Here is an 18946-nt window from a genome sequence, read left to right on the forward strand (position 1 = left end):
GTAGGCGCGGTGCGCGACCCGCGCATGGTCTACGCTGCGCCCCCATGCGACTGCTCCCACTCCTCGCCCTGGTGGTGTTGACCGTCCGCTGCGCCCACGCGCCGGAGGCCGCGCCGACTGCTTCCGCGCCGCCCGCCGTTTCGTGGCCGGAGGCCCTGCCCCCCGCGCTGCGGTTGCCAGACACCGTGCGGCCCGTGCACTACGCGCTGGACCTGAAGCTCGTGCCCTCGGAGGACACGTACCCGGGCAGCGTCACCATCGACGTGGAGGTCCGCGAGCCCGTGCGCCAGGTGTGGCTGCATGCGCAGGACGTGGACGTGACGCGGGCTCGTGTCACCGTGGCGGGTCGCACGTTCGATGCGAAGCCTGTCACCGCGCCCGAAGGACGTCTGGGATTGCTCCTGCCGGAGGAACTGCCGGTGGGCAAGGCGCAGCTCCTGCTCGACTTCACCGGCAAGGTGGACCGTGAGCGCAGCCAGGGCATCTACGGGGTGGAGGAGGGCGGTGAGCCCTACCTCTACACGTTCTTCGAACCCATCGACGCGCGCCGTGCCTTCCCGTGCTTCGACGAGCCGACCTTCAAGGTGCCGTGGCGCCTGCGCTTCACCGTGAAGGCCGGACACGTGGCGCTGGCCAACCATCCCGTCGTGTCGCGCGAGCCTCTGGCGGACGGACTGGAGCGCGTCACCTTCGCGGAAAGCAAGCCGATGCCCAGCTACCTCGTGGCCTTCATGGTGGGGCCGTTCGACGTGGTGGAGGCCGGCACCGTGGGACGCACGAACGTGCCGCTGCGCTTCATCGTCCCCAAGGGCCGGGGCGCGGAGACGCGCTACGCCGCGAGCATCACACCTCGCATCGTGAAGGGACTGGAGGACTTCTTCGACCAGCCCTATCCGTACGAGAAGCTCGATGTGGCGGTCGTGCCCCGGTACTGGGGCACCATGGAGCACCCGGGCATCGTCGCGCTCGGGCAGCCGCTCACGCTCATTCCGCCCGGTGAGGAGACGCTGGCCCGCCGCAAGTCGTACGCGGTCATCGCCAACCATGAGCTGGGCCACTACTGGTTCGGGGACGTCGTCACCTGCTCCTGGTGGAACGACATCTGGCTGAACGAGTCCTTCACCGCGTGGTTGGACCGGCAGACCGTGGACCGGCTGGAGCCGTCCTGGGACTACCAGCAGGAGCGCGCCATGTCCGCGACCCGCTCCGCCCTGGCGTCGGATGAGCTGGCGTCGGCGCTGCCCGTTCGCAAGCCGGTGGAGAGCAATGACGACATCGTGGGCTCGTTCGACAACGGGACGACGTATGACAAGGGCTCGTCCGTCATCGCCATGTACGAGGCCTGGATGGGGCCCGAGCGCTTCCGCGACTTCCTCCGGGGCTATGTCCGCAAGCACGCGTGGAAGGTCGCGACGATGGAGGACTTCCTCGCGGACCTGTCCCAGGCGGCGGGGCCGGAGGTGGCGCAATCCTTCGGCGGGTTCATCGAGCGGAGTGGGGCGCCTCGGATCACCGCGCGGCTGTCGTGCCCGGCGGGCGGTGCTCCGTCCGTGAAGCTGTCGCAGGAGCGGTACCTGCCCGTGGGCTCCAAGGCGGACTCGCGGCAGGAATGGCAGGTGCCCGTGTGTCTTCGCGTGGGCACGGGCACGCAGTCGTCGCGGGTGTGCTCGATGTTGCAGGGGCCGTCCGCGGAGGTCGCGCTGCCCTCGAAGCAGTGCCCGGCGTGGGTGCTGCTCAACGCGGGCGGCACGGGTTACTACCGCAGCGGTTACACCCGCGAGCAGTTGACGAAGCTGCTCGCGACTCCGGTCGCCGCCTTCACTCCCGCGGAGCAGATGGCGCTCTGGGCGGATGTGGATGCGGCGGTGAGCCGGGGCGACCTGCCGCTGGGGGAGGCGCTGAAGTCGGTGCCTGCCTCCGCGAAGTCGACGAACCGGCTCGTGGTGCAGAGCGGTGCCTCGCTGCTGGAACTCGTGCGCCTGGAGCAGCTCACGCCCGAGGAGCGCCAGCGCTTCCGCGCGTGGGTGGCCTCGCTCTACTCGGCGCGCGCGCGGGCCATGGGTTGGGTGCCGAAGCCGGGCGAGGACGACTCCGTGAAGGATTCACGCTCCCTGTTCCTCCGGCTGGCCGGTGGTCTGGGCGATGACCCTCGGCTGGTGAAGGAGGCGCTGCCCCTGGTGCGCGCATGGCTGGCGGACCGGAAGTCGGTGGACCCGGAGGCGTTCAGTGCCGCGCTGCCCCGAGCGGCGACGCACGGCGATGCGGCGCTGTTCGACGCGCTGCTGAAAGCGGCGAAGAAGGAACAGGACCGCACCGAGCGCTCCCGGCTGCTGATGTCGCTGGGCTACTTCCGGAACCCGGAGCTGTTGTGGCGGGCGCTGGGGCTCGTGGTGTCGCCGGACTTCGATGTGCGGGACTCGCAGAGCATCCTCCGGATGGCGTTGATGTTGCCGGAGTCGCAGTCGCTGGCGTGGAACTTCTATCAGACGCACTTCGATGCGCTGACCCAGCGGCTGCGTTCGGATGAGCTGGGTCGGCTGATTGGCCAGACGGGGAGCCTCTGCGATGACATCCACCTGGCGCAGGTGGAGACGTTCCTCACGCCCCGCGTGGACAAGATTGAAGGCGGACCGCGCGCGCTCACCCGGGCCCTGGAGTCCATCCGGCTGTGCATCGAGTCCCAGAAGCTCCAGTCCCCGAGCGTCAAGGCGTTCCTCCGCGCCCGGTGAGCCCCACGGCCTGAAGCCTCACGGACCGTAGGGACACATCTTCAGCATCTGCGCGATGGGCGGGCGGCAGAGCTCCAGGAGCTGTGTCTCGTCCAGGAACGAGGAGGTCCGCGCCTTGAAGAAGCAGGCCGCGGGATCATCCGAGGGCTGGGCGTACTGGCAGAGCTGGAGCGCCTGCGGGTCGGCGAGGAAGCCCTTCTCCTGCACCCGGAGGAAGCACTGTGCCGGGGTGTCGGAACGGGCACCCTGGCAGAGCTGCGCCGCGATGCTCTCGCTCACCGAGCTGCCCTGGCGCGCCGCTTCGAAGCAGGAGTATTGCGACGCACCCTCGGGTGGGCCTTCCATCTGCCCCACCGCCGGAAGCCCGAGCAGCGCGGCAGCCAGCCCCCAGGCACCTCTCCAATGGCCTCGCTTCATCGTTCACCCCCCAAAGAAGGTGGGGGAGTCATGGCCCGCATGGGAGGGACGGGCGGGAAGACAGCCGCCGTGCGCCGGCCGCGTCAGTCGTGCACGGTGCGACTGTCGGCGGGCACGGCCGCCCGGTCCTTCAAGCCGTAATCCCTCACGACGTGCGCCACCCGCAGGCGGTAGTCGCTGAACACGCCTCCTCGGCCTTCGCGCTGGGCTTCACGGTGGGCCTCCTGGCGCCGCCACTCCGCCACCGCCGCCTCGTCGCGCCAGTAGGACAGGGACAGCAGCTTCCCAGGTGTGCTGAGGCTCTGGAACCGCTCGATGGAGATGAAGCCGTCGATGTCCGCCAGCAGGGGCCGCAGCTCCGCCGCGAGGTCCAGGTATCGCTGCCGATGCGACTCGTGTGTCCAGACCTCGAAGATGACAGCAATCATTCCAGTCCTCCCAGGACGCGGGCATTGGTGGAAGCACGCCAGGTGACGGGGCCCGACAACGGTGACAGGTCCAGGCCGCTCGCGAGCACACGCTCCGCCGCCGCCTTGGCCATCGTCGTCGCGAGCAGGGGTCCAGGACAGGCATGCGAGCCCAGGCCGAAGGTGAAGCTCTGGCGCCGCGCGCGCTTTGGCAGGAAGGCGTCGGGCTGGGGATTCTCGAGTGGATCCCGATTCGCGGCGGCGAGCACGACGACCACGGTCGTACCGGCCTCCAGCGCCTGACCCGCGATGGTCGCGGCGGCATGGGTGAAGCGTCGCGTGTTCTGGACCGGGGAATCGTGTCGAGCCGCTTCCTGGACCACGTCGTCCATCGTGCACGCGCCATGTGAGAGCTGCTCGCGCAACTCGGGCACGTGAGCGAAGGCCCGCAGCGTCGCGCCCAGGAGCCCGGCCGTCGCTTCATATGCCTGGGTGAGCAGGCCCACGGCGTTCGGGATGCGCAGGTCCTCCGAGCCATGGCCTTCCAGAAGCCGCGTCGTGAACGCGGTCCTCGCCGTGGACTGGAAGCAGGCCGCCACGCGTTCGTTCAGCCTCGCCGCACCCTCACTGCCCGCAGGAGGACCGGCGGCCGAGCGGACATAGGCATCCACGTCCTGCACGCTCGCCTCCAGCGTGTCTTCCGGGAAGCCCAGCAGCGACCCCAGCACGAACACGGGAAGCTGGAGGGCGGCGTCCGGCAGCCGAGACAGTGATGGCGTCGCGAACAGCCGTGCCGCCCAGCGGTGGCTCTCCGCTTCGACCTCACACAGCGCCTCCGGCAATGCGCGTGAAAGCGTCTGCTTCACGGCGGGGTAGGGGCCTCCGTCGTTCATCCGCACCAGCCGGCCAAAGAGGGCCCCGGCGGCGGTGCCCACCAGATGCGGAGGCACTCGCTCCGACAGTGGCCGGACCCGGCAGTGCTCGCTCGTGAGCACCGCGCGGACGGTGGCCGCATCCGCCGCGATCCATGGCCCGAAGCCGGGGACGCGGTGCAGTCCTCCCCGGGCGCGAAGCTCCGCGTAGTAGGGGTACGGGTCGGTGTGGGTGACGGCCTGATACGGGTCGGTCGGCGGTGTCATCGGTCCTCGTGGCCGGGCACTCTGCTGCCGTTGCCGTGTCCGTGTGTTAGAAAATGGTTCGCCATGGACCGAACGATGAATGCAGGGCCGGACCTCACGACGCTGGCCACGGCCGTGGGGGACGCCACGCGGATCCGGATGCTGGAGCTGCTCATGGAGGGACGGGCGCTTGTCGCGAAGGAACTCGCGTTCGGCACAGGCGTCAGCCCCGCGACGGCGACCGCGCACCTTCAGCGGCTGGAGCAGGCCCGGCTGGTCCGCGCCACCCGGCAGGGGCGCAACAAGGTGTTCCGGATCGCCACGCCCACCGTGGCGCGGATGGTGGAAGCGCTGATGACCGTGGCGGTCCGTGGACCCCGTGTGTCAGTGACTCCGGAACCCCTGCGTGCCGCGCGCTACTGCTACGACCATCTTGCGGGCAGATTGGGCATGGGCATCACCGACGCGCTCCTGCGGGCCGGGCATCTCGCCCTTCGTAAACGCGCATTCGCGCTCACCCCGAGTGGCGAGGCGTGGTTCCAGGACTTCGGAATCGACCTGGCGCCCGTGCGCGAGCAGCGGCGCCGCTTCGCCCACCGCTGCCTGGACTGGAGCGAGCGGCGCGACCACCTTGCAGGGGCGCTGGGCGCGGCGCTCGCCGCCCGGGTGTTCTCATTGGGATGGGTGGAACGTCAGCCCGACTCTCGCGGCCTCATCGTCACGCCTGGAGGCCAGCGGGGGATCAAGCGTCACTTCGGCGCGCTGTAGGCCGCGGCGTTCGCGTCCGCGCGCTCCCGGGTGCGCTGGATGGCGACGGAGACCGCTTCGCCCACGACGCGAGGGAGGCCGTGAGAGTCCATCGCCATCAGGCCCGCCTCGGTGATGCCTCCCGGGGTCGCTATCTCCGTGATGAGGCGAGGGGTGGTGGCGCCGGGTTCGGCCAACAGCTTCGCCGCGCCAATGAGCGTTTCCTTCGCGAGTGCCGCCGCCTCCGCCGCGTCCATTCCGTGCGCCATCGCGGCCTGGGCCAGGGCCTCCACGAAGCGGAAGACATACGCGGGGCCCGTGCCGCACACGCCCGTGCAGACCGTGAGCGCTTCCTCGGTCATCCACATGGGCCGTCCCGTCGCCGCGAAGACGGACTCGGTGGCCTGTCTCGCGGTCTCCGTCGTCCGAGTTCCGGCCGACAGGGGCGTCACGCCTGCTCCCACGCGCACGGGCGTATGGGGCAGGGCGCGGATGACAGAGACGCTGGAGGGCAACGCCGCTTCCAACTGCGCGAGTCGCACGTCCGCGGAGAGCGACACCACGGTCTGCCCAGGTTCCAAGGCAGGCGAGATGACCGCCATCAGGTCCCGCAGCTGCGCCTGGCGCACCGCCAGCACGACTACGCCCGCGCCCCGCACCGCCTGCGCGTTGTCCACGAGGACGTGCACGCCGTGCCGGGAGCGCAATTCCTCTCCGCGCTCGGGCCGGCGCACCGTGACGCGAAGGTCCGAAGGACGTACGTGGCCGGACCGCAACAGTCCCAGGATGAGGGCTTCGGCGATCTTGCCGCCCCCCAAAAGGACGACGGGGGCGGGAATGGAGGGGGACGCCATGGCTGAAGCCTAACCTCAGGTAGGCCGCCAGGAGTTCGCCAACAGGGTCCGTGACCCTGTGGTCTCCGCGACGGGGCGCGCCTTGGCGGGGTGCGGCAATGGGGACCGACGGGATGCAGGCGCGGACGGCGTGGTGAGCCCACGAAGAGAGGCGCCCGCCCGGGGCCGGTTACCTCCAAACTTGTCCGACAGTCGGACAGGTTTTCGCCGCATGGGGCCCGGGGCCGTGCTGGCCCGACGGGTGACGTCGAGTCCATGTCAGACCCCTGTGGTTGGATGGCGATGCTGGGGCGAAGAGGGGATGGGGATGGTGCGAGTGGGGAGCGTGGTGGATGTGGGGGCGCAGTTCGAGCGCGGGCTTTCGCTGGGGGGACTGACGGCCCGTGCGCGATTCGGATCGGAAGCGAAGCTGGCGCGGGGCATGGTGGTGCAGCGCCCCAGGCGCACGCCGCGCGCGGTGACCGTGGATGAGCCGTTGATGCTGGAGAAGATGCTTCCTCCCGAGCCTGGCTTCCGCGCCCGGTTCGTCAACGCGCTACTTGCCACCCACTCAAAGCTTCACACCCACCGTGGTGCGCAGCTGCGTGTCCAGGGCGGGCACTGTCGCGGGCGGCGCGCTGTCGTAGGTGAGGTTGAAGCCGATGCCCACTGTGACGCGGGGATTGGGTGTCACCGCGAAGATCGTCTCGTTGAGCACGCGCAGGTCGGAGGGACGGGTGACTCGCGGCTGGATGTAGACCGTCTCCACGAGGTTGATGTTCTCCATCAGCCTTATCCGTCCCAGCAGGTAGCTGGAGACTCGAGGATCCGTGTAGCGGTCTCCCGCGTCCGGCTCGCCGTCCTTGCGCAGCCGCTCGTGCTCCAGCATCAGCGCCACCCCGAAGGTGAGCCCCAGGCGGTCCTCGTTGAGCAGGATGAAGCGCGGTCCCGCGCCCAGCAGGATCCGGAGCTGGAGCCGGCGGAACTCGTTGTATTCGTGCTGCGCGAAGATCTCGCCCGACACCGTGTCCGTGAGCTTGCGCCGGTAGCGCACGTGCTCCAGCACCTGGCTGACGATGCGCTCGCCGCTGGCGAACGAATACTCACCCCGGATGACGCCCAGCCAGACGTCACGCTCGGAGCGCAGCTGGCCCACCAGGGAGCCCCGAATGGAGAACAGCTCCGTGCTGCCCGTGCGCCAGTCGCCGCCCAACTCGATGGCCGCGGCCGGCCCCGGCTCCGCCTTCTCGTCGAAGAGCGCCTGCACGTTGACGATCTGTGCCGCCGCGCCGCTCGCGTGGAGCAACACCACCAGCACCACCCACCCACCCGACTTCAGGAGATTCATGCACCCTTGCTGTGCCTACTCTGGCGCTCCCGTTCAACCCTGTTGTGGGGGCTCCGGTGCGTCGGTCCAGCGCTTGACGCCAACGGTCCAGGCGGAGCATGCCTGCGCTGTTTCCCAGGCCCTTGCCCTGTCCGGAGTCCGCCCATGCAGGTTCACATCATCGATGCCTTCACCCGCACCGCCGGTGCGGGAAATCGCGCGGGCGTGGTGCTCGACGCCTCGGCGCTGGATGTCCCCACGATGCAGCGGACCGCCGCGGCCGTCAGCGCGTCGGAGACCGCGTTCCTGCTGTCCCGGCCCGGCGACGCCACCGTGCGCCTGCGCTACTTCACGCCCGTGGATGAGATTCCGTTCTGCGGCCACGCCACGGTGGCCACCTTCCATCTGCTCGCGGAGAAGGAACTCCTGCGAAGCCCGGGGACGTACACGCTGGAGTGCCCCGGCGGCACGTTCGGCATCGAGCTGGAGCCCCAGGGCACGCGTGGGACTCGGGTGTGGATCGCCACGCCCCCGCCTCCCGCGCAGCCCAACCCCGTGGCCCTGGACGCGCTGCTGGCCACGTTGGGCGGGACCGCGTCGCAGGTGGACCCGTCACTGCCGGTGATCCGCCAGGGCCACCGGTTGGTGGTGCCCCTCCGGCGGCTCGCGGACCTGGAGGCCCTGACGCCGCGAGGCGCGGCGATGAACGCGCTGCTGATGCCGCACGGCTTGCGCGGCGTCTACCTCTTCACCCGCGAAGCGAAGGAAGAGGGGAGCGTTGCCCAGGCGCGCTACTTCGTCCCGGGCTTCGGCATCCTGGAGGACCCCGTGACGGGCTCCGCCGCGGGACCGCTCGCGGCTTACCTCGCCGAGCACGGGAGCCTTCGCCTGCCGGAGCACGGCGGCACGGTGTCGAGTCGCATCGAACAGGGCGACACGATTGGCAAGCCGGGTCGCATCGACATCCAGGTCACCGGCCGACCAGGCCACATCGAGCGCGCCCGCGTCGGTGGAGTGGCCCTCTCCGTGATGGACGCCACGCTGCTCGCATAGCGAGGCTCACGTGCATGACGGACCGCGGGGCCGGGCCCCTTGATGGCCTCGCCGCGCACCTCCAGGTTCGAGGTTGGGATGATTCCATCCCCGCTTGAGTGACCGGTGCGGTCCGGCGGCCAGGCGGCAGCCGGCTCCACCGGGGGAGGACGTCATGGCAACCGATAACAGGAACCCAGGCGCGCAGGGGGGGCCCTCCTCCTCGCCTGTCATGAAGAACGCCCAGGCCGAGGTGCCGAGCGCCACGTCGCCGGGACAGGACCCGAGGACAGGCGCTGGCATCAGCCGCCGCGAGTCGCAGGCACCGGCCATCGGCAGGGAAGCCGCGCCCGCGAGTCCGTTCGGGCTGCTGCGCCGGATGATGGAGGACATGGACCAGCTCGTCTCCGGCTTCGGAGGCCGGGGCCTCACCGCTCGGAGCGGCCTGCTGGACGAGGGCCTCTGGTCACCGCAGGTGGATGTGCTGGAGCGGAACGGGAACCTCATCGTGAAGGCCGACCTGCCAGGAATGCGGCGGGAGGACATCCACGTCGAGGTGCTGAAGGACCTGCTCATCATCGAAGGCGAACGCTCCTTCGAACTGGAGGAGGAAGAGGAGGCCGAGGGCATCTGGAGCCTGGAGCGCAGCACCGGTCAGTTCCGCCGCGTCATCCCGCTCCCGGAAGGCATCGACACGGAGTCGATCCAGGCGAACTTCGAGAACGGCGTCCTGGAGGTCTCCCTGCGGCTTCCGGGGGAGCTGCCCCAGGGCAAGCGCATCGAGGTGAAGGGAGGCTCGCGCGAGCAGGCCCGGCGGATGACGCGCGGCAAGCCCATCCACTGAGGGAGGGGCGCGCGGATCAATGCGTGTGCCGGCGGCCCTCGTCTTCCACGACGGCCGCCGCCACCTTCTCCGCCGAGTCACGCAGCTCCGCTTCGGGCGGCGAGTGCCAGGACTCGAAGGCGAACAGCTTCCGCATCAGCTTCCCGGCCTGATAGCCGGGGCGCAGTTCGATGGCGTCGAACATCCAGGACAGCGCTTCGTCCGCGAAGGTGTACCAGGACTCCTCGCAGCCCGTGGCGTCCATGGTGAGGTTCATCGTGGTGACGAGTCCATCCGCCAGCGCCAGCGTCCGGATGTCATTGTCGCCGGGGCCGGACGGCAGGTCCCGCTTCAGCGCCTGGAAGTGGGCATCCAGCTTGAACAGCCATTCGCGCGACTGCTCCAGCGCGTTGATGATGAGCTGGATGTTGTATTCCACGCCCATGTTCGGGGTGGGCTTCTGTCTGAAGAAACGGTGGCACCAGCAGTAGCCGCCGAAGCTCTCATTGCCCAGATACAGACCCGTCTCCGTGTACCAGGGCCCCAGGTTCTGGTTGAGCATCCGCTGGATGTGCTTCGCCATCGTGTCGTGCTGCTCGTCCGTGAGCTTGCGTGTCCCCGGGGGCACGCGCGGCGCCAGGTATTCGCGCAGCAGCCGGATGAGCTTCTCCGGCTCATACCCGTCCAGGCTGTCTCGGATGAGCAGCCAGTGCCCCAGCGCCGAACGGCTCATACGGCCACCTCCGCCACCCGCGCCGCGGCGTCCCGGAGGACCTCCGGAGGAGGCGCAATCCAGGACGTGAAGACGAAGGCCGTGTCCAACTGCTCCTGGGTGGCATCCGACAAGGGCAGTCCCATCGCCTCGATGCACCACGACATGGCGTCCTGCGCGACCTGGTACCAGGTCTCCTCGCAGGACGTCGTCTCCGCCGTCAGGTCCACGGTCCGCACCAGCCCTTCCGCGAGCGCCTTCGCCCGGAGAGCCTTGTCGTCGGCCGCCAACTCGAGCTGACGGCGCGCGGCCTGATACACGCCGTCCAGCGCGTACAGAAACGAACGGATCCGCTCCAGCGCCTCCAGCATGAGCTGGATGTTCGCATCCACGTCCATCGTCCGATGCGGCGGGTTCTGGTTGAAGAACGAGTGACACCAGCAATAGCCCCCCAGCACTTCATTGCCCAGGGGCAGGCCGCTCTCGATGTACCAGGGCCCCAGCTCGGCCTGGAGCAGGTCCTTCACGGCGTTCTGCGCCTGCTTGAGCCGGCTTGCGTGGATGCTTCCGGACCGAAGGGGGGCCAAGGCCTCCCTCAGCCGGGACGCCAGCGATTGCGGTGCGTAGGCATCCAGGCTGTCGCGGATGCGGCGCCACGTGAAAGCCGAAGCGTCACTGCTCATTCGGGCACCTCGTTGGGGCACGGGGCGTCCGGCCCCGCGATGGTCCGGGCCAGCAGCCTTGCCAGCCGTGTGTAGTTCACCGCGTCTCCCGGACGCTTGGGCCACAGCACCACGGGCGCCAACGGTGGCGTGGGCAGCCGGCCCCGGCGCAGCATGTATTCCAGCCACAGCCGCGCCGCGCGGGCGTTGCCGTCCGGGAAGGGGTGGAAGAAACACAGGTCCAGGTACAATCGCGTGGCATGCGCCACTGGATGACGCTCTTCCCTCGCGTCCGCTTCCACCTTGGCGCGGAAGGCCGCCTCCAGGCCGGGCGCTTGCGCATAGCGGTGCGCGCCTCCCCGCGCGAAGGCGTCCCCGGTGCGGAAGCCCGTGGGCGCGCCCAGGAGCTCCGACTGGACCTCCACCATCCGGGCGAAGGTCAGCGGCTCGCCCAGGTCCGCGAGCCGCCGCACCCGGTCCAGGGCCCGTTCGAAGCGCTCCTTCCGCGCAGGGCCCTGGGCTTCATGGGCCGGTGCGTCATGACGGTGCAGGAAGTCCTCCTGGGCCCCTGTCTCCCGGAAGGGCTGTCGCGCCGCCGCCGCCAGGTCCGCCCGGAGCGTGGGCAGCGCCCAGTCCAGGGCGCGCGTGGCCTCCCGGTGGGGCGCGAGTTGCTCGGTGGGGGACGGGGTTTTCACTCGGGGGCTGGGACGAAATAGGGGGGCGGAGAGCCCCGCATGGACGGGGCCGGGTGACAAACACCCCGGGCGATGAGGCCCTCCCGTGGGTCACGGAGTGGAGCCTGGGCTCACAATTGCGTAAACAGGCCGTTCTCGCAGCAGGGAGAAGGCACTGAATGAAGACGTTCCTCGTGGTCAACCCGCGCAGCGCCAACGGGCAGACGGGGAAGCGATGGGTGGAGATCTCCGCGCAGGTGGGCAAGGTGCTCGGTGACTTCGGGTACGGCTTCACCAGCGGCGGCATGGATGCGGCGCGTCTGGCGCGGCAGGCCATCGATGATGGCTATGAGTGCATCGTCGCGGTGGGCGGCGACGGCACCCTCAACGAGGTCACCAACGGCTTCTTCCGCGACGGGCAGGTCATCAACCCCCGGGCCACGCTGGGCCTGTTGCCCCGAGGCACGGGCGGCGACTTCCGCCGCACCTTCGGGTGGGACCTGGAGCTGACATCCGCGCTGGAGCGGCTGCGCACGGAGACGACCGAGCCCTTCGACGTGGGGCGGCTGGAGTTCACCGACAACGACGGCAAGCCGGCCACGCGCTTCTTCGCCAACATCGCCTCGCTCGGCGTGAGCGCGGTGGTGGCCCGCGAGGTGAACCAGGGCAGCAAGGCGCTGGGCGGCAACCTGAGCTTCATGTGGGGCACCGTGAAGGGCCTCATCAAGTACCAGGAGCAGCAGGTGCGCCTCACGGTGGACGGCGGTGAGCCGGAGACGGTGAGCGTCACCGCGGTGGCCGTGGCCAACGGCCGCTACTTCGGCAGCGGCATGTTCGTGGCGCCCGAAGCGGTGACGCACGACGGCCTCTTCGACGTCACCATCTGGTCCAACTACGGCCTGTCCGACTTCGTCCTCAAGTCCAAGGGCGTCTACAACGGCGACCACGTCACCTGGAAGGGCACGCGGCGGCTGCGCTGCCGCACGATCCACGCCGAGCCGCTGACGGGCGACGTGTTCCTGGACGTGGACGGCGAGACGCCGGGTCGGCTGCCCTGCACCATGACGCTGTTGCCGGGCGCCATCCGCCTCAAGGTGTAGCGCCGGAGCGGGGCGAGCGCCGCGCGTCCTCCACGGGCGCGCCGACGCCAGACGAGGCGGGCGTGGGGCGGTACCAGCTCGTCTGTCCAATCAGGTGCCGCGTGAAGCCGTCCTCCACCAGGGGCGAGGCCTCCGCGGCGCCCAGCACCAGGTAGCCGTCCGCGTGGAGCATCCGCCGCACGCGGGCGAGCACCGCGCGCCGCGTCCGCCGCCGCCAGCAGCGTGGACACCCGCTCGCGGTCCAGCACCAGTCGCCGGTCGCGCGCCAGGCCGAGCATCTCCTCGGCTGCGTGCATCAACGCTTCCAGGCGGCTGAAGCCCAGGAAGCCGCAGGTGCCCTTCACGGTGTGCAGGGCCCGGAACAGCTGCGCCAACAACGGCTGCGAGCCCGGCCGCGCCTCCAGCTCCAGCACCGTCGCCTCGATGCTCTGCACGTGCTCGCGGGACTCGAGGAGGAACTCCCGCATCACGTCGTCCCAGCCCGGAGTGTCACCCACGGACAGGACGCTTCCGGACGGAAGTCCACACAGACTGTATGTGTTTGATGAGACGGATTTGACTGGCGCTGCCCATAGGCAACGGCCCCCCCGACCCACAAGACTCCGGAGTCGAAGTCCCAGCATCCTCCAAAGTCAACGGCCTGAAAGCTGTCCCAGAGGGAAGGCGCCCTGATCAGAAGAACAGTCGGAGCAGGTCGTATCGCGTCTCCGCGCCCAGTTTGCGGAGCAGGTTGGCCTGGTGGAATTTCACAGTGCGCTCGGTAATCCCTAACACGGTCGAGATGTCGGTCGGCGAGCGGCCGAGCGCGAGATATCGCAACACATCGCCTTCCCGCTCGGACAGCCGCGCGGCGCTGGCCATGCGCCGCACCTTCGCCTCGAAGAGGCCGCTGAGTGTTTCATCACCGATGGTGTGAACGCTGACACGCGCGGTGCCAGCGCCCGTGGGCGTGGCGGTGATGACCTCGTAGCCCTCCGCATGCTCGGAAGCCTGCCGCACGATGGTGTGCGGCCAGGAGGTAGGCGCGGCCATCGTCAGCGGACAGTCCAGGCAGGGCGCGTCGCGGTGGGCGAAGGCGCCGAAGCACGGCCGGCCCACCATCTCCTCCTGCCGCGCCTCTCCGGACGTCCACACCGCCTTGAGCGTCCCGAACGACGACAGCTCGGTGGAGATTTCGTAGCTCAGATCCCGACGTGCTCCGTGTTCCCGGGCCGGCTCCGGGAAGACGGTGCGCTCGGGGATGGAGAGGGGCGGGGCGGAGCGCGTGATGATGGCCACCAGCCGCAGGGGAGGGCGGCCCACGGCGGCCACGTCCAGCTCCACCGACAGCCGCTCGCCGTCGCGCGTGAGCACCTCTGTCTCCAGCCGCGTCTCCGCGCTGGTGAAGATGGCCCGCAGCGCCTGTCCCACCTCGCGTCCGTGCTCGCGTGGCGTGCAGACATCCGTCCAGCGGCGCCCCAACAACTCCTCGCGGGGCCGGCCCAGGAGCGACGTGAACGCGCCGTTCGCCAGCTCGATGCGGCCGCGCCGGTCCATCACGACGATGGGGCGTGTGTCCCGCTCCGCGAGCAGCGATGCGGTCAACGACCAGTCCATGAGGCCCCCCGGCCGTTGCAATCCAGTCCAAGTTTTACATAGGTAGTGCTGAATTTCTTGGTTTAAATAGCTTACAGCGATGTGACTGCGTTTGCATTTGGACAAAGGTCCAATCACATACCGTGGTGATTGGAGGGGGACTGTCCGTGTGTGGCCGTCCGCCTGGGGGGCTTGCCAGAAACCTGGAACGTCCTCCTGAATCCGGGCAACCTGCTGCATCACCTGGGCTCGGGGATTACTCCCAGGGGTTCCCCGCCGTCCCCACCGTGGGAGAGGAGCTGCACGCATGAGCGCACCGCGACGACCCGCGCAGTTCGACCTCTTCACCGGCGCGGTGGAGGAGCCAGCCGCGTCGTCGCGGCGCAGGACCCAGCCGGTGGGACCCGCCGAGCCGTCCGACAGCCTGCGCATGTTGGGCGAGCAGCTCCCGCGCGGTGTCTACCTGGGCACGTCGTCATGGACCTTCCCGGGTTGGAACGGGCTCGTCTACGACCATGAGGCCAGCACGACCCAGCTGGCGCGCGAGGGCCTGGCTGCCTACGCGCACCACCCGGTGCTGCGCACGGTCGGCATTGACCGGACGTTCTACGCACCGGTGCCAGCCACGACCTTCGCTGAGTACGCGCAGCAGGTGCCGGACGGCTTCCGCTTCCTGGTGAAGGCCCACGAGGCCTGCACGTTGGCGCGCTTCCCCGTGCACGAGCGCTACGGCGCGCACCGGGGGCAGGTGAACGAGCGCTTCCTCCAGGCGGCCTACGCCGTGGACCACGTGGTGGCGCCGTTCCTGGAAGGGCTGGGCGACAAGGCCGGACCGCTCGTCTTCCAGTTCCCACCCCAGGACCCCGCGGCGCTGGGTGGCGCGGGCCGCTTCGTGGAGCGGCTGCACGCGTTCTTCTCCGCGCTGCCCCGGGGGCCGCTGTACGCGGTGGAGGTTCGCAACGAGGAGCTGCTCACGGAGGGCTTCGCGCAGGCGCTCGCGGACACGGGCGTGAGCCCGGTGCTCGCGGTGTGGGCCCACATGCCGCCCGTCGCGCGGCAGGCGAAGCTCACGCGCGCGTTCGAGGCCCGCGCCGTGGTGGTGCGATGGATGCTGCCGCCGAACCTCGGCTACGAGGAGGCCTACGCCCGCTACGCGCCGTTCAACCGGCTGGTGGACGAGGACGTGGGCACCCGCGACGTGCTGGCCCGCGTGTGCATGGCGGCGGTGCGGCGCGACCGTCCCGTCTTCGTGACCATCAACAACAAGGCGGAAGGCAGCGCCCCCCTGTCCGCCGTCCGGCTCGCGGAACGCGTCGTGTCACACAAGGAGGAGGGCGGCCAGAGAGGCGCCGTTCACGCAACATGACTTGCGCGCGAGCACGGCGCTTGCTTACGTGAATGCTCATGATGGTGATGACCCTGGCCGCGCTGTTGATGCAGATGACCGCCTCCGGTGGAGCCGGCTCGGAGGGCAAGCGTGCGGGCAACCATCACGACCCGGCTGGCGAAAGCCACCCGCGAGCGGTGAAGGAGGACATCTCCTCGCTCAAGGGGGAGATCACCAGCCTCAAGGAAGAGTTCCGGCTGGCGCGCGAGCGTCAGCGCCTGGCGGCCGAGGAGAAGCAGCGCCAGGAGGAGGCACGCTACGGTGTCACGCCGAAAGCCACTCCCGCCCCTGCCGCCGGAGGGTCCGGAGCCTCCGCCCACGCCAGATGAGCTGGGAGCAGTAGAAATTCCGGTCGATGGAAACCTCGACCTGCATCTCTTCCAGCCTCGCGAGGTGAAGGAACTCGTCACCGAGTACCTCTGGGCATGCCGCCAGAAGGGCGTGCTCGACGTGCGCATCATCCACGGCAAGGGCACGGGCGCGCTGAGGCGCACCGTGCAGTCCCTGCTGCCCACGTTGCCGGAAGTGGAAGGCTTCCAGACAGCCTCCGAAGCGGACGGAGGCTGGGGCGCGACGTGGGTGCGGCTCAAGCCCCTGTGACGGGGCTCAGGACAGCCAGAAGTACGCGGAGGCGATGAGGGTGCGCTTCTCCGTCACGCGCGCCTTGTTGGCCAGCTCCGCCATCTGCCGGTCCTTGGAGGCGTAGCGCTTCTCCTCCTCGTTGCGCAGCGACGCCAGCTTGCGGCGGTAGTCGCGCTCCTGCCGGTCCGAGTGCGCCCGGGCCTTCGCGCGCTCCGCGACGTCCTCGATGCCGGAGACTTCCTTGCGCGCGTCGAACCACGCCTGACGGGCGGACTCCACCACCTCGCGGGACTCCATCAGGCAGTCCTCGACGTAGCGGTCCGCGCGCTCCTTGGCCTTGTCCAGCTCCAACGCGTTGCGCCGCTCCGCTGCCCGAATCAGCTCATCCTTGGCGGTCATGAGCGACTGCTCTTGCATGAGCTGGACCGACACCGGCGCGGGCTGCCGGCGCTTCTCTTCCTTGGCGTCGAGCTTCGTGAAGTGGACACCGTCCGTCAGCGGCAAGGCGCGGAAGCCGCCGTCCCGGTCCTTCACCAGCACCAGGTGGACCAGCTTCTCCTCCGGCTTGAGGCCCGTCGTCTCGAACTTGTAGACGAACCACCAGCCCTCTCCGCCGGCCAGCCGCGCCAGCCGTGAGGGGAGCCCCGCGGCGTCCAGCTGCAGGTAGCTGACGGTGTCCTGGGTGCGGTCGCGCACCGCGTAGGCGGCCTTGGCCACCTGGAGCCGTCCGGAGGTGCGGCTGCCCAGCACGGAGCCGGTGAGTGCCTTCGCCTCCTGCTGGCGCTTGGCCACGACCTCCTTGGCCGCGTCTCCCGCCACGCGCAGCCGGCGGCGCACGTCGCCGTCGAAGCGCTCCAGCACCACCGAGCGCATCGACGTCATGCGCTGGTTGATGGTGCCCTCCAGCTCCTCGCGCAGCTTGTCGAAGGCGACGTTGATGTCCTTCGGGTCGCGGCAGGACTGGTAGATGTCCAGCACGCGGCGCTCGAAGTCGACGCCGCTCTCCAGTGCGCCCAGGATTTCGTCGGACGCGCCGAACACGCCGTCGAAGAGGTTGAGCTTCTTCTCCAGCAGCTCGAACAGGCGCGCGTCCGCCGCGTTCTGCCGGTTGAGGAAGTTCACCACCAGCACGTCGCGCTGCTGGCCGTAGCGGTGGCACCGGCCGATGCGCTGCTCCACGCGCTGCGGGTTCCACGGCAAATCGTAGTTCACCACCAGGTTGCAGAACTGGAGGTTGAGGCCTTCGGCACCGGCCTCCGTGCAGATGAGGATCTGCGTCTTGTGGCGGAACTCCTCCACCAGCGCCCGGCGCTCCTCGGGCGTGCCGCCGGCGTCGCCGGACAGGAGCGAAATCTTGTCCTTGTAGCCGTGCTCCGACAGCAGCCTGAAGAGGTACTGCTGCGTGCGCTTGGACTCCGTGAAGATGAGCGCCTTCTCCGGCCAGGAGTGCGTGCGCATCACCGCGAAGGTGCGGTCCAGGGCGCGCTTGAGCGCCTCACCCTTGGCGTTGATGCGGATGGAGTCCGCGAGGTCCGCGTACTGACGCAGCTCCCAGACCTCCTGCTCCAGCGTGCGGACCTGGGGCGCCTTGGCGGGGTCGTCGGACCACTCCTCGCCTTCCTCCACGAACTGCTTGGCCTCTTCCGGCTCGAAGAGCGACAGGGCCTGCTGTCCCAGCCGCGCGGCCGACAGGCGCTTCTCCAGGTTCTCAGAAAGCCGCCGCAGCGTGGGCGCGATGGCGAACGTGGAGGAGGCCAGGAGCTTGCGGTAGCACAGCGTCAGGAGCGTCTTCTTGCCCGGCTCGATGGCCGCGGCCTCCGAGCGCTGCAGGTACTCACTGACCTTCTCGTAGAGGTCGTGCTCCTCGGGGGAGGGGAGGAAGTCCTCCACGATGCTGCGGCGGTTGGTGTAGCGCACGTACTCGCGCACCTGACGGCGCAGCGTGCGTTGCACCACCGGGGCCAGCCGCTCCTTGAGCTCGCACGCGGCGGCCTCCGTCATTCCGCCGCCCTCGTCGGCGCGGTAGCGGCTACGGAAGGCGTGCTCGGGGCCCAGGATCTGCTCGTCCAGGAGCGACATCAGGCCGAACAGCTCCATCAGGTCGTTCTGGAGCGGGGTGGCGGTGAGCAGCAGCTTGGGGCGGCCCGCGAGCGACGCGCGCAGCGCCTGGCCCGTCTTGTTGTTGGGACGGTGCGCGTTCCGGAGCCGGTGGGCCTCATCGATGATGATCAGGTCCCACGGAATCTCCGACACGAGCGCGGAGCGGTTCGCCGCGAACGGGTGCGAGCAGATGACGGGGAATGGCTGATCGAAGCAGTTGTTGTGCTTCTTCACGTCGCGGCCGTCGACGAGGACGCTGTCCAGGTCGAACTTCTCGCGCAATTCAGCGTTCCACTGCGCGCGCAGCACGGCGGGGGCGAGGATGAGGATGCGGTTCTTTCCCTCCGCCATGAGCTGGGCGATGACGAGGCCCGCCTCGATGGTCTTCCCCAGGCCCACCTCGTCCGCGAGCATGCAGCCGCCGCGCGACAGCGCGTCCAGCGCGAACATCGCCGCTTCGACCTGATGCGGGTTGAGGTCCACCTTCGCTTCGGCCAGCGCGTTCGCCAGCCGCTGCTGCGTGTCACCGCTGCGCGCGAGCAACTCCTCGGCGAGGAGCCGCTCGTGGAAGGGCGTCAGCCCCGCCTCCACCAGCTCCTCCGCGGCGCGGGCCGCGATGGCCGCGGCGTCTGCTTCCACTTCCAGCTTCAAACCCCTCGCTACCTCCGCCAAGTCCCGCCTCCCGTCCGGTTTGGAGCGTGCGCGCGTGCGCGCGAACAGT

The 18946-nt window shown here is 69.4% G+C and carries 19 protein-coding genes and 1 pseudogene; 8 read left to right on the plus strand and 12 right to left on the minus strand.

Annotated elements, in window-relative coordinates:
- Positions 1-44 precede the first annotated feature (44 nt).
- Positions 45-2729: a M1 family metallopeptidase gene (locus GTZ93_RS08090; protein ID WP_139915435.1), complete on the plus strand. Its 2685-nt coding sequence runs from the start codon at positions 45-47 to the stop codon at positions 2727-2729.
- Between the two features lie 18 nt (positions 2730-2747).
- On the opposite strand, the gene GTZ93_RS08095 is transcribed toward GTZ93_RS08090, so the two are convergent.
- The 3 genes from GTZ93_RS08095 to GTZ93_RS08105 form a co-directional block, all read right to left on the minus strand.
- Entirely contained in the window at positions 2748-3146 is a 399-nt protein-coding gene (locus GTZ93_RS08095) for a hypothetical protein (RefSeq protein ID WP_120576622.1), read from the minus strand.
- 83 nt (positions 3147-3229) lie between these two features.
- Positions 3230-3574, minus strand: coding sequence for an antibiotic biosynthesis monooxygenase family protein (locus tag GTZ93_RS08100; RefSeq protein WP_120580272.1), 345 nt, complete (start codon positions 3572-3574; stop codon positions 3230-3232).
- On the minus strand, positions 3571-4692 hold the full coding sequence (locus tag GTZ93_RS08105) for a cytochrome P450 (RefSeq protein WP_139923904.1): 1122 nt from the start codon (positions 4690-4692) through the stop codon (positions 3571-3573). The genes GTZ93_RS08100 and GTZ93_RS08105 overlap by 4 nt, the downstream gene beginning before the upstream one ends.
- A gap of 63 nt (positions 4693-4755) precedes the next feature.
- On the opposite strand from GTZ93_RS08105, the gene GTZ93_RS08110 reads away from it, so the two are divergent.
- The gene (locus GTZ93_RS08110; RefSeq protein WP_139923906.1) at positions 4756-5439 is read left to right on the plus strand and encodes an ArsR/SmtB family transcription factor; all 684 of its coding nucleotides are present in this window, start codon (positions 4756-4758) and stop codon (positions 5437-5439) included.
- Here GTZ93_RS08110 and proC read toward each other — a convergent pair.
- Both proC and GTZ93_RS08120 read right to left on the minus strand, forming a co-directional pair.
- Positions 5421-6272, minus strand: a complete 852-nt coding sequence (gene proC, locus GTZ93_RS08115; protein WP_139923908.1) for a pyrroline-5-carboxylate reductase — start codon at positions 6270-6272, stop codon at positions 5421-5423. The two genes, GTZ93_RS08110 and proC, sit on opposite strands and share 19 nt — an antisense overlap.
- Before the next feature lie 550 nt (positions 6273-6822).
- Positions 6823-7599: a DUF481 domain-containing protein gene (locus tag GTZ93_RS08120; RefSeq protein WP_139923644.1), complete on the minus strand. Its 777-nt coding sequence runs from the start codon at positions 7597-7599 to the stop codon at positions 6823-6825.
- A 144-nt stretch (positions 7600-7743) separates the two neighbouring features.
- Here GTZ93_RS08120 and GTZ93_RS08125 point away from each other — a divergent pair, with 144 nt between their 5' ends.
- On the plus strand, positions 7744-8631 hold the full coding sequence (locus GTZ93_RS08125; protein ID WP_139923642.1) for a PhzF family phenazine biosynthesis protein: 888 nt from the start codon (positions 7744-7746) through the stop codon (positions 8629-8631).
- A 211-nt stretch (positions 8632-8842) separates the two neighbouring features.
- Positions 8843-9454 (plus strand): Hsp20/alpha crystallin family protein, encoded by a 612-nt coding sequence (locus tag GTZ93_RS08130; protein ID WP_161662720.1) that lies wholly within the window; start codon positions 8843-8845, stop codon positions 9452-9454.
- A gap of 16 nt (positions 9455-9470) precedes the next feature.
- On the opposite strand, the gene GTZ93_RS08135 is transcribed toward GTZ93_RS08130, so the two are convergent.
- The 3 genes from GTZ93_RS08135 to GTZ93_RS43225 are packed head-to-tail and all read right to left on the minus strand — an operon-like array spanning position 9471 to position 11502.
- Positions 9471-10166 carry a hypothetical protein gene (locus tag GTZ93_RS08135; RefSeq protein ID WP_121754755.1) on the minus strand — a complete coding sequence of 232 codons (696 nt, stop codon included), beginning with the start codon at positions 10164-10166 and terminating at the stop codon, positions 9471-9473.
- Positions 10163-10828 (minus strand): hypothetical protein, encoded by a 666-nt coding sequence (locus GTZ93_RS08140; protein WP_139923638.1) that lies wholly within the window; start codon positions 10826-10828, stop codon positions 10163-10165. Before GTZ93_RS08140 ends, GTZ93_RS08135 begins: the two co-directional genes overlap by 4 nt.
- Entirely contained in the window at positions 10825-11502 is a 678-nt protein-coding gene (locus tag GTZ93_RS43225; RefSeq protein ID WP_222595318.1) for a Fic family protein, read from the minus strand. The genes GTZ93_RS08140 and GTZ93_RS43225 overlap by 4 nt, the downstream gene beginning before the upstream one ends.
- Before the next feature lie 158 nt (positions 11503-11660).
- Between GTZ93_RS43225 and GTZ93_RS08150 the strand changes: the two genes are divergently transcribed.
- Positions 11661-12581, plus strand: coding sequence for a diacylglycerol/lipid kinase family protein (locus GTZ93_RS08150; protein WP_139920172.1), 921 nt, complete (start codon positions 11661-11663; stop codon positions 12579-12581).
- Here GTZ93_RS08150 and GTZ93_RS42115 read toward each other — a convergent pair.
- From GTZ93_RS42115 to GTZ93_RS08160, 3 genes and pseudogenes are all read right to left on the minus strand, one after another.
- On the minus strand, positions 12571-12774 hold the full coding sequence (locus tag GTZ93_RS42115; RefSeq protein ID WP_167547940.1) for a hypothetical protein: 204 nt from the start codon (positions 12772-12774) through the stop codon (positions 12571-12573). The two genes, GTZ93_RS08150 and GTZ93_RS42115, sit on opposite strands and share 11 nt — an antisense overlap.
- 13 nt (positions 12775-12787) lie before the next feature.
- Positions 12788-13204: pseudogene (locus GTZ93_RS43400) on the minus strand (Hpt domain-containing protein); the annotation flags it as partial.
- A gap of 49 nt (positions 13205-13253) precedes the next feature.
- On the minus strand, positions 13254-14177 hold the full coding sequence (locus GTZ93_RS08160; RefSeq protein WP_161662722.1) for a PAS and helix-turn-helix domain-containing protein: 924 nt from the start codon (positions 14175-14177) through the stop codon (positions 13254-13256).
- Positions 14178-14463: 286 nt separating this feature from the next.
- Here GTZ93_RS08160 and GTZ93_RS08165 point away from each other — a divergent pair, with 286 nt between their 5' ends.
- Genes GTZ93_RS08165 through GTZ93_RS08175 form a run of 3 tightly spaced genes read left to right on the plus strand, consistent with a single transcriptional unit; the run spans position 14464 to position 16143 of the window.
- Positions 14464-15522 carry a DUF72 domain-containing protein gene (locus tag GTZ93_RS08165; protein WP_139920165.1) on the plus strand — a complete coding sequence of 353 codons (1059 nt, stop codon included), beginning with the start codon at positions 14464-14466 and terminating at the stop codon, positions 15520-15522.
- A 38-nt stretch (positions 15523-15560) separates the two neighbouring features.
- Positions 15561-15872, plus strand: a complete 312-nt coding sequence (locus tag GTZ93_RS08170; protein ID WP_139920163.1) for a hypothetical protein — start codon at positions 15561-15563, stop codon at positions 15870-15872.
- Positions 15805-16143, plus strand: coding sequence for a Smr/MutS family protein (locus GTZ93_RS08175; protein WP_139920161.1), 339 nt, complete (start codon positions 15805-15807; stop codon positions 16141-16143). The genes GTZ93_RS08170 and GTZ93_RS08175 overlap by 68 nt, the downstream gene beginning before the upstream one ends.
- A 6-nt stretch (positions 16144-16149) precedes the next feature.
- Here GTZ93_RS08175 and GTZ93_RS08180 read toward each other — a convergent pair whose 3' ends face one another.
- Positions 16150-18870 (minus strand): SNF2-related protein, encoded by a 2721-nt coding sequence (locus tag GTZ93_RS08180; protein ID WP_233597378.1) that lies wholly within the window; start codon positions 18868-18870, stop codon positions 16150-16152.
- Between the last annotated feature and the right edge of the window lie 76 nt (positions 18871-18946).

The sequence above is a fragment of the Corallococcus exiguus genome (assembly GCF_009909105.1).
GTDB lineage: Bacteria > Myxococcota > Myxococcia > Myxococcales > Myxococcaceae > Corallococcus > Corallococcus exiguus.

What these genes read in the sequence shown, in the direction of transcription:
- GTZ93_RS08140 (WP_139923638.1), bottom strand. Translation starts at nt 10,828, where the DNA reads ATGAGCAGTGACGCTTCGGCTTTCACGTGGCGCCGCATCCGCGACAGC.
- GTZ93_RS08170 (WP_139920163.1), top strand. Translation starts at nt 15,561, where the DNA reads ATGATGGTGATGACCCTGGCCGCGCTGTTGATGCAGATGACCGCCTCC.
- GTZ93_RS08165 (WP_139920165.1), top strand. Translation starts at nt 14,464, where the DNA reads ATGAGCGCACCGCGACGACCCGCGCAGTTCGACCTCTTCACCGGCGCG.
- GTZ93_RS08150 (WP_139920172.1), top strand. Translation starts at nt 11,661, where the DNA reads ATGAAGACGTTCCTCGTGGTCAACCCGCGCAGCGCCAACGGGCAGACG.
- GTZ93_RS08125 (WP_139923642.1), top strand. Translation starts at nt 7,744, where the DNA reads ATGCAGGTTCACATCATCGATGCCTTCACCCGCACCGCCGGTGCGGGA.
- proC (WP_139923908.1), bottom strand. Translation starts at nt 6,272, where the DNA reads ATGGCGTCCCCCTCCATTCCCGCCCCCGTCGTCCTTTTGGGGGGCGGC.
- GTZ93_RS08090 (WP_139915435.1), top strand. Translation starts at nt 45, where the DNA reads ATGCGACTGCTCCCACTCCTCGCCCTGGTGGTGTTGACCGTCCGCTGC.
- GTZ93_RS08105 (WP_139923904.1), bottom strand. Translation starts at nt 4,692, where the DNA reads ATGACACCGCCGACCGACCCGTATCAGGCCGTCACCCACACCGACCCG.
- GTZ93_RS08135 (WP_121754755.1), bottom strand. Translation starts at nt 10,166, where the DNA reads ATGAGCCGTTCGGCGCTGGGGCACTGGCTGCTCATCCGAGACAGCCTG.
- GTZ93_RS08160 (WP_161662722.1), bottom strand. Translation starts at nt 14,177, where the DNA reads ATGGACTGGTCGTTGACCGCATCGCTGCTCGCGGAGCGGGACACACGC.
- GTZ93_RS08130 (WP_161662720.1), top strand. Translation starts at nt 8,843, where the DNA reads ATGAAGAACGCCCAGGCCGAGGTGCCGAGCGCCACGTCGCCGGGACAG.
- GTZ93_RS08110 (WP_139923906.1), top strand. Translation starts at nt 4,756, where the DNA reads ATGGACCGAACGATGAATGCAGGGCCGGACCTCACGACGCTGGCCACG.
- GTZ93_RS08095 (WP_120576622.1), bottom strand. Translation starts at nt 3,146, where the DNA reads ATGAAGCGAGGCCATTGGAGAGGTGCCTGGGGGCTGGCTGCCGCGCTG.
- GTZ93_RS08100 (WP_120580272.1), bottom strand. Translation starts at nt 3,574, where the DNA reads ATGATTGCTGTCATCTTCGAGGTCTGGACACACGAGTCGCATCGGCAG.
- GTZ93_RS08120 (WP_139923644.1), bottom strand. Translation starts at nt 7,599, where the DNA reads ATGAATCTCCTGAAGTCGGGTGGGTGGGTGGTGCTGGTGGTGTTGCTC.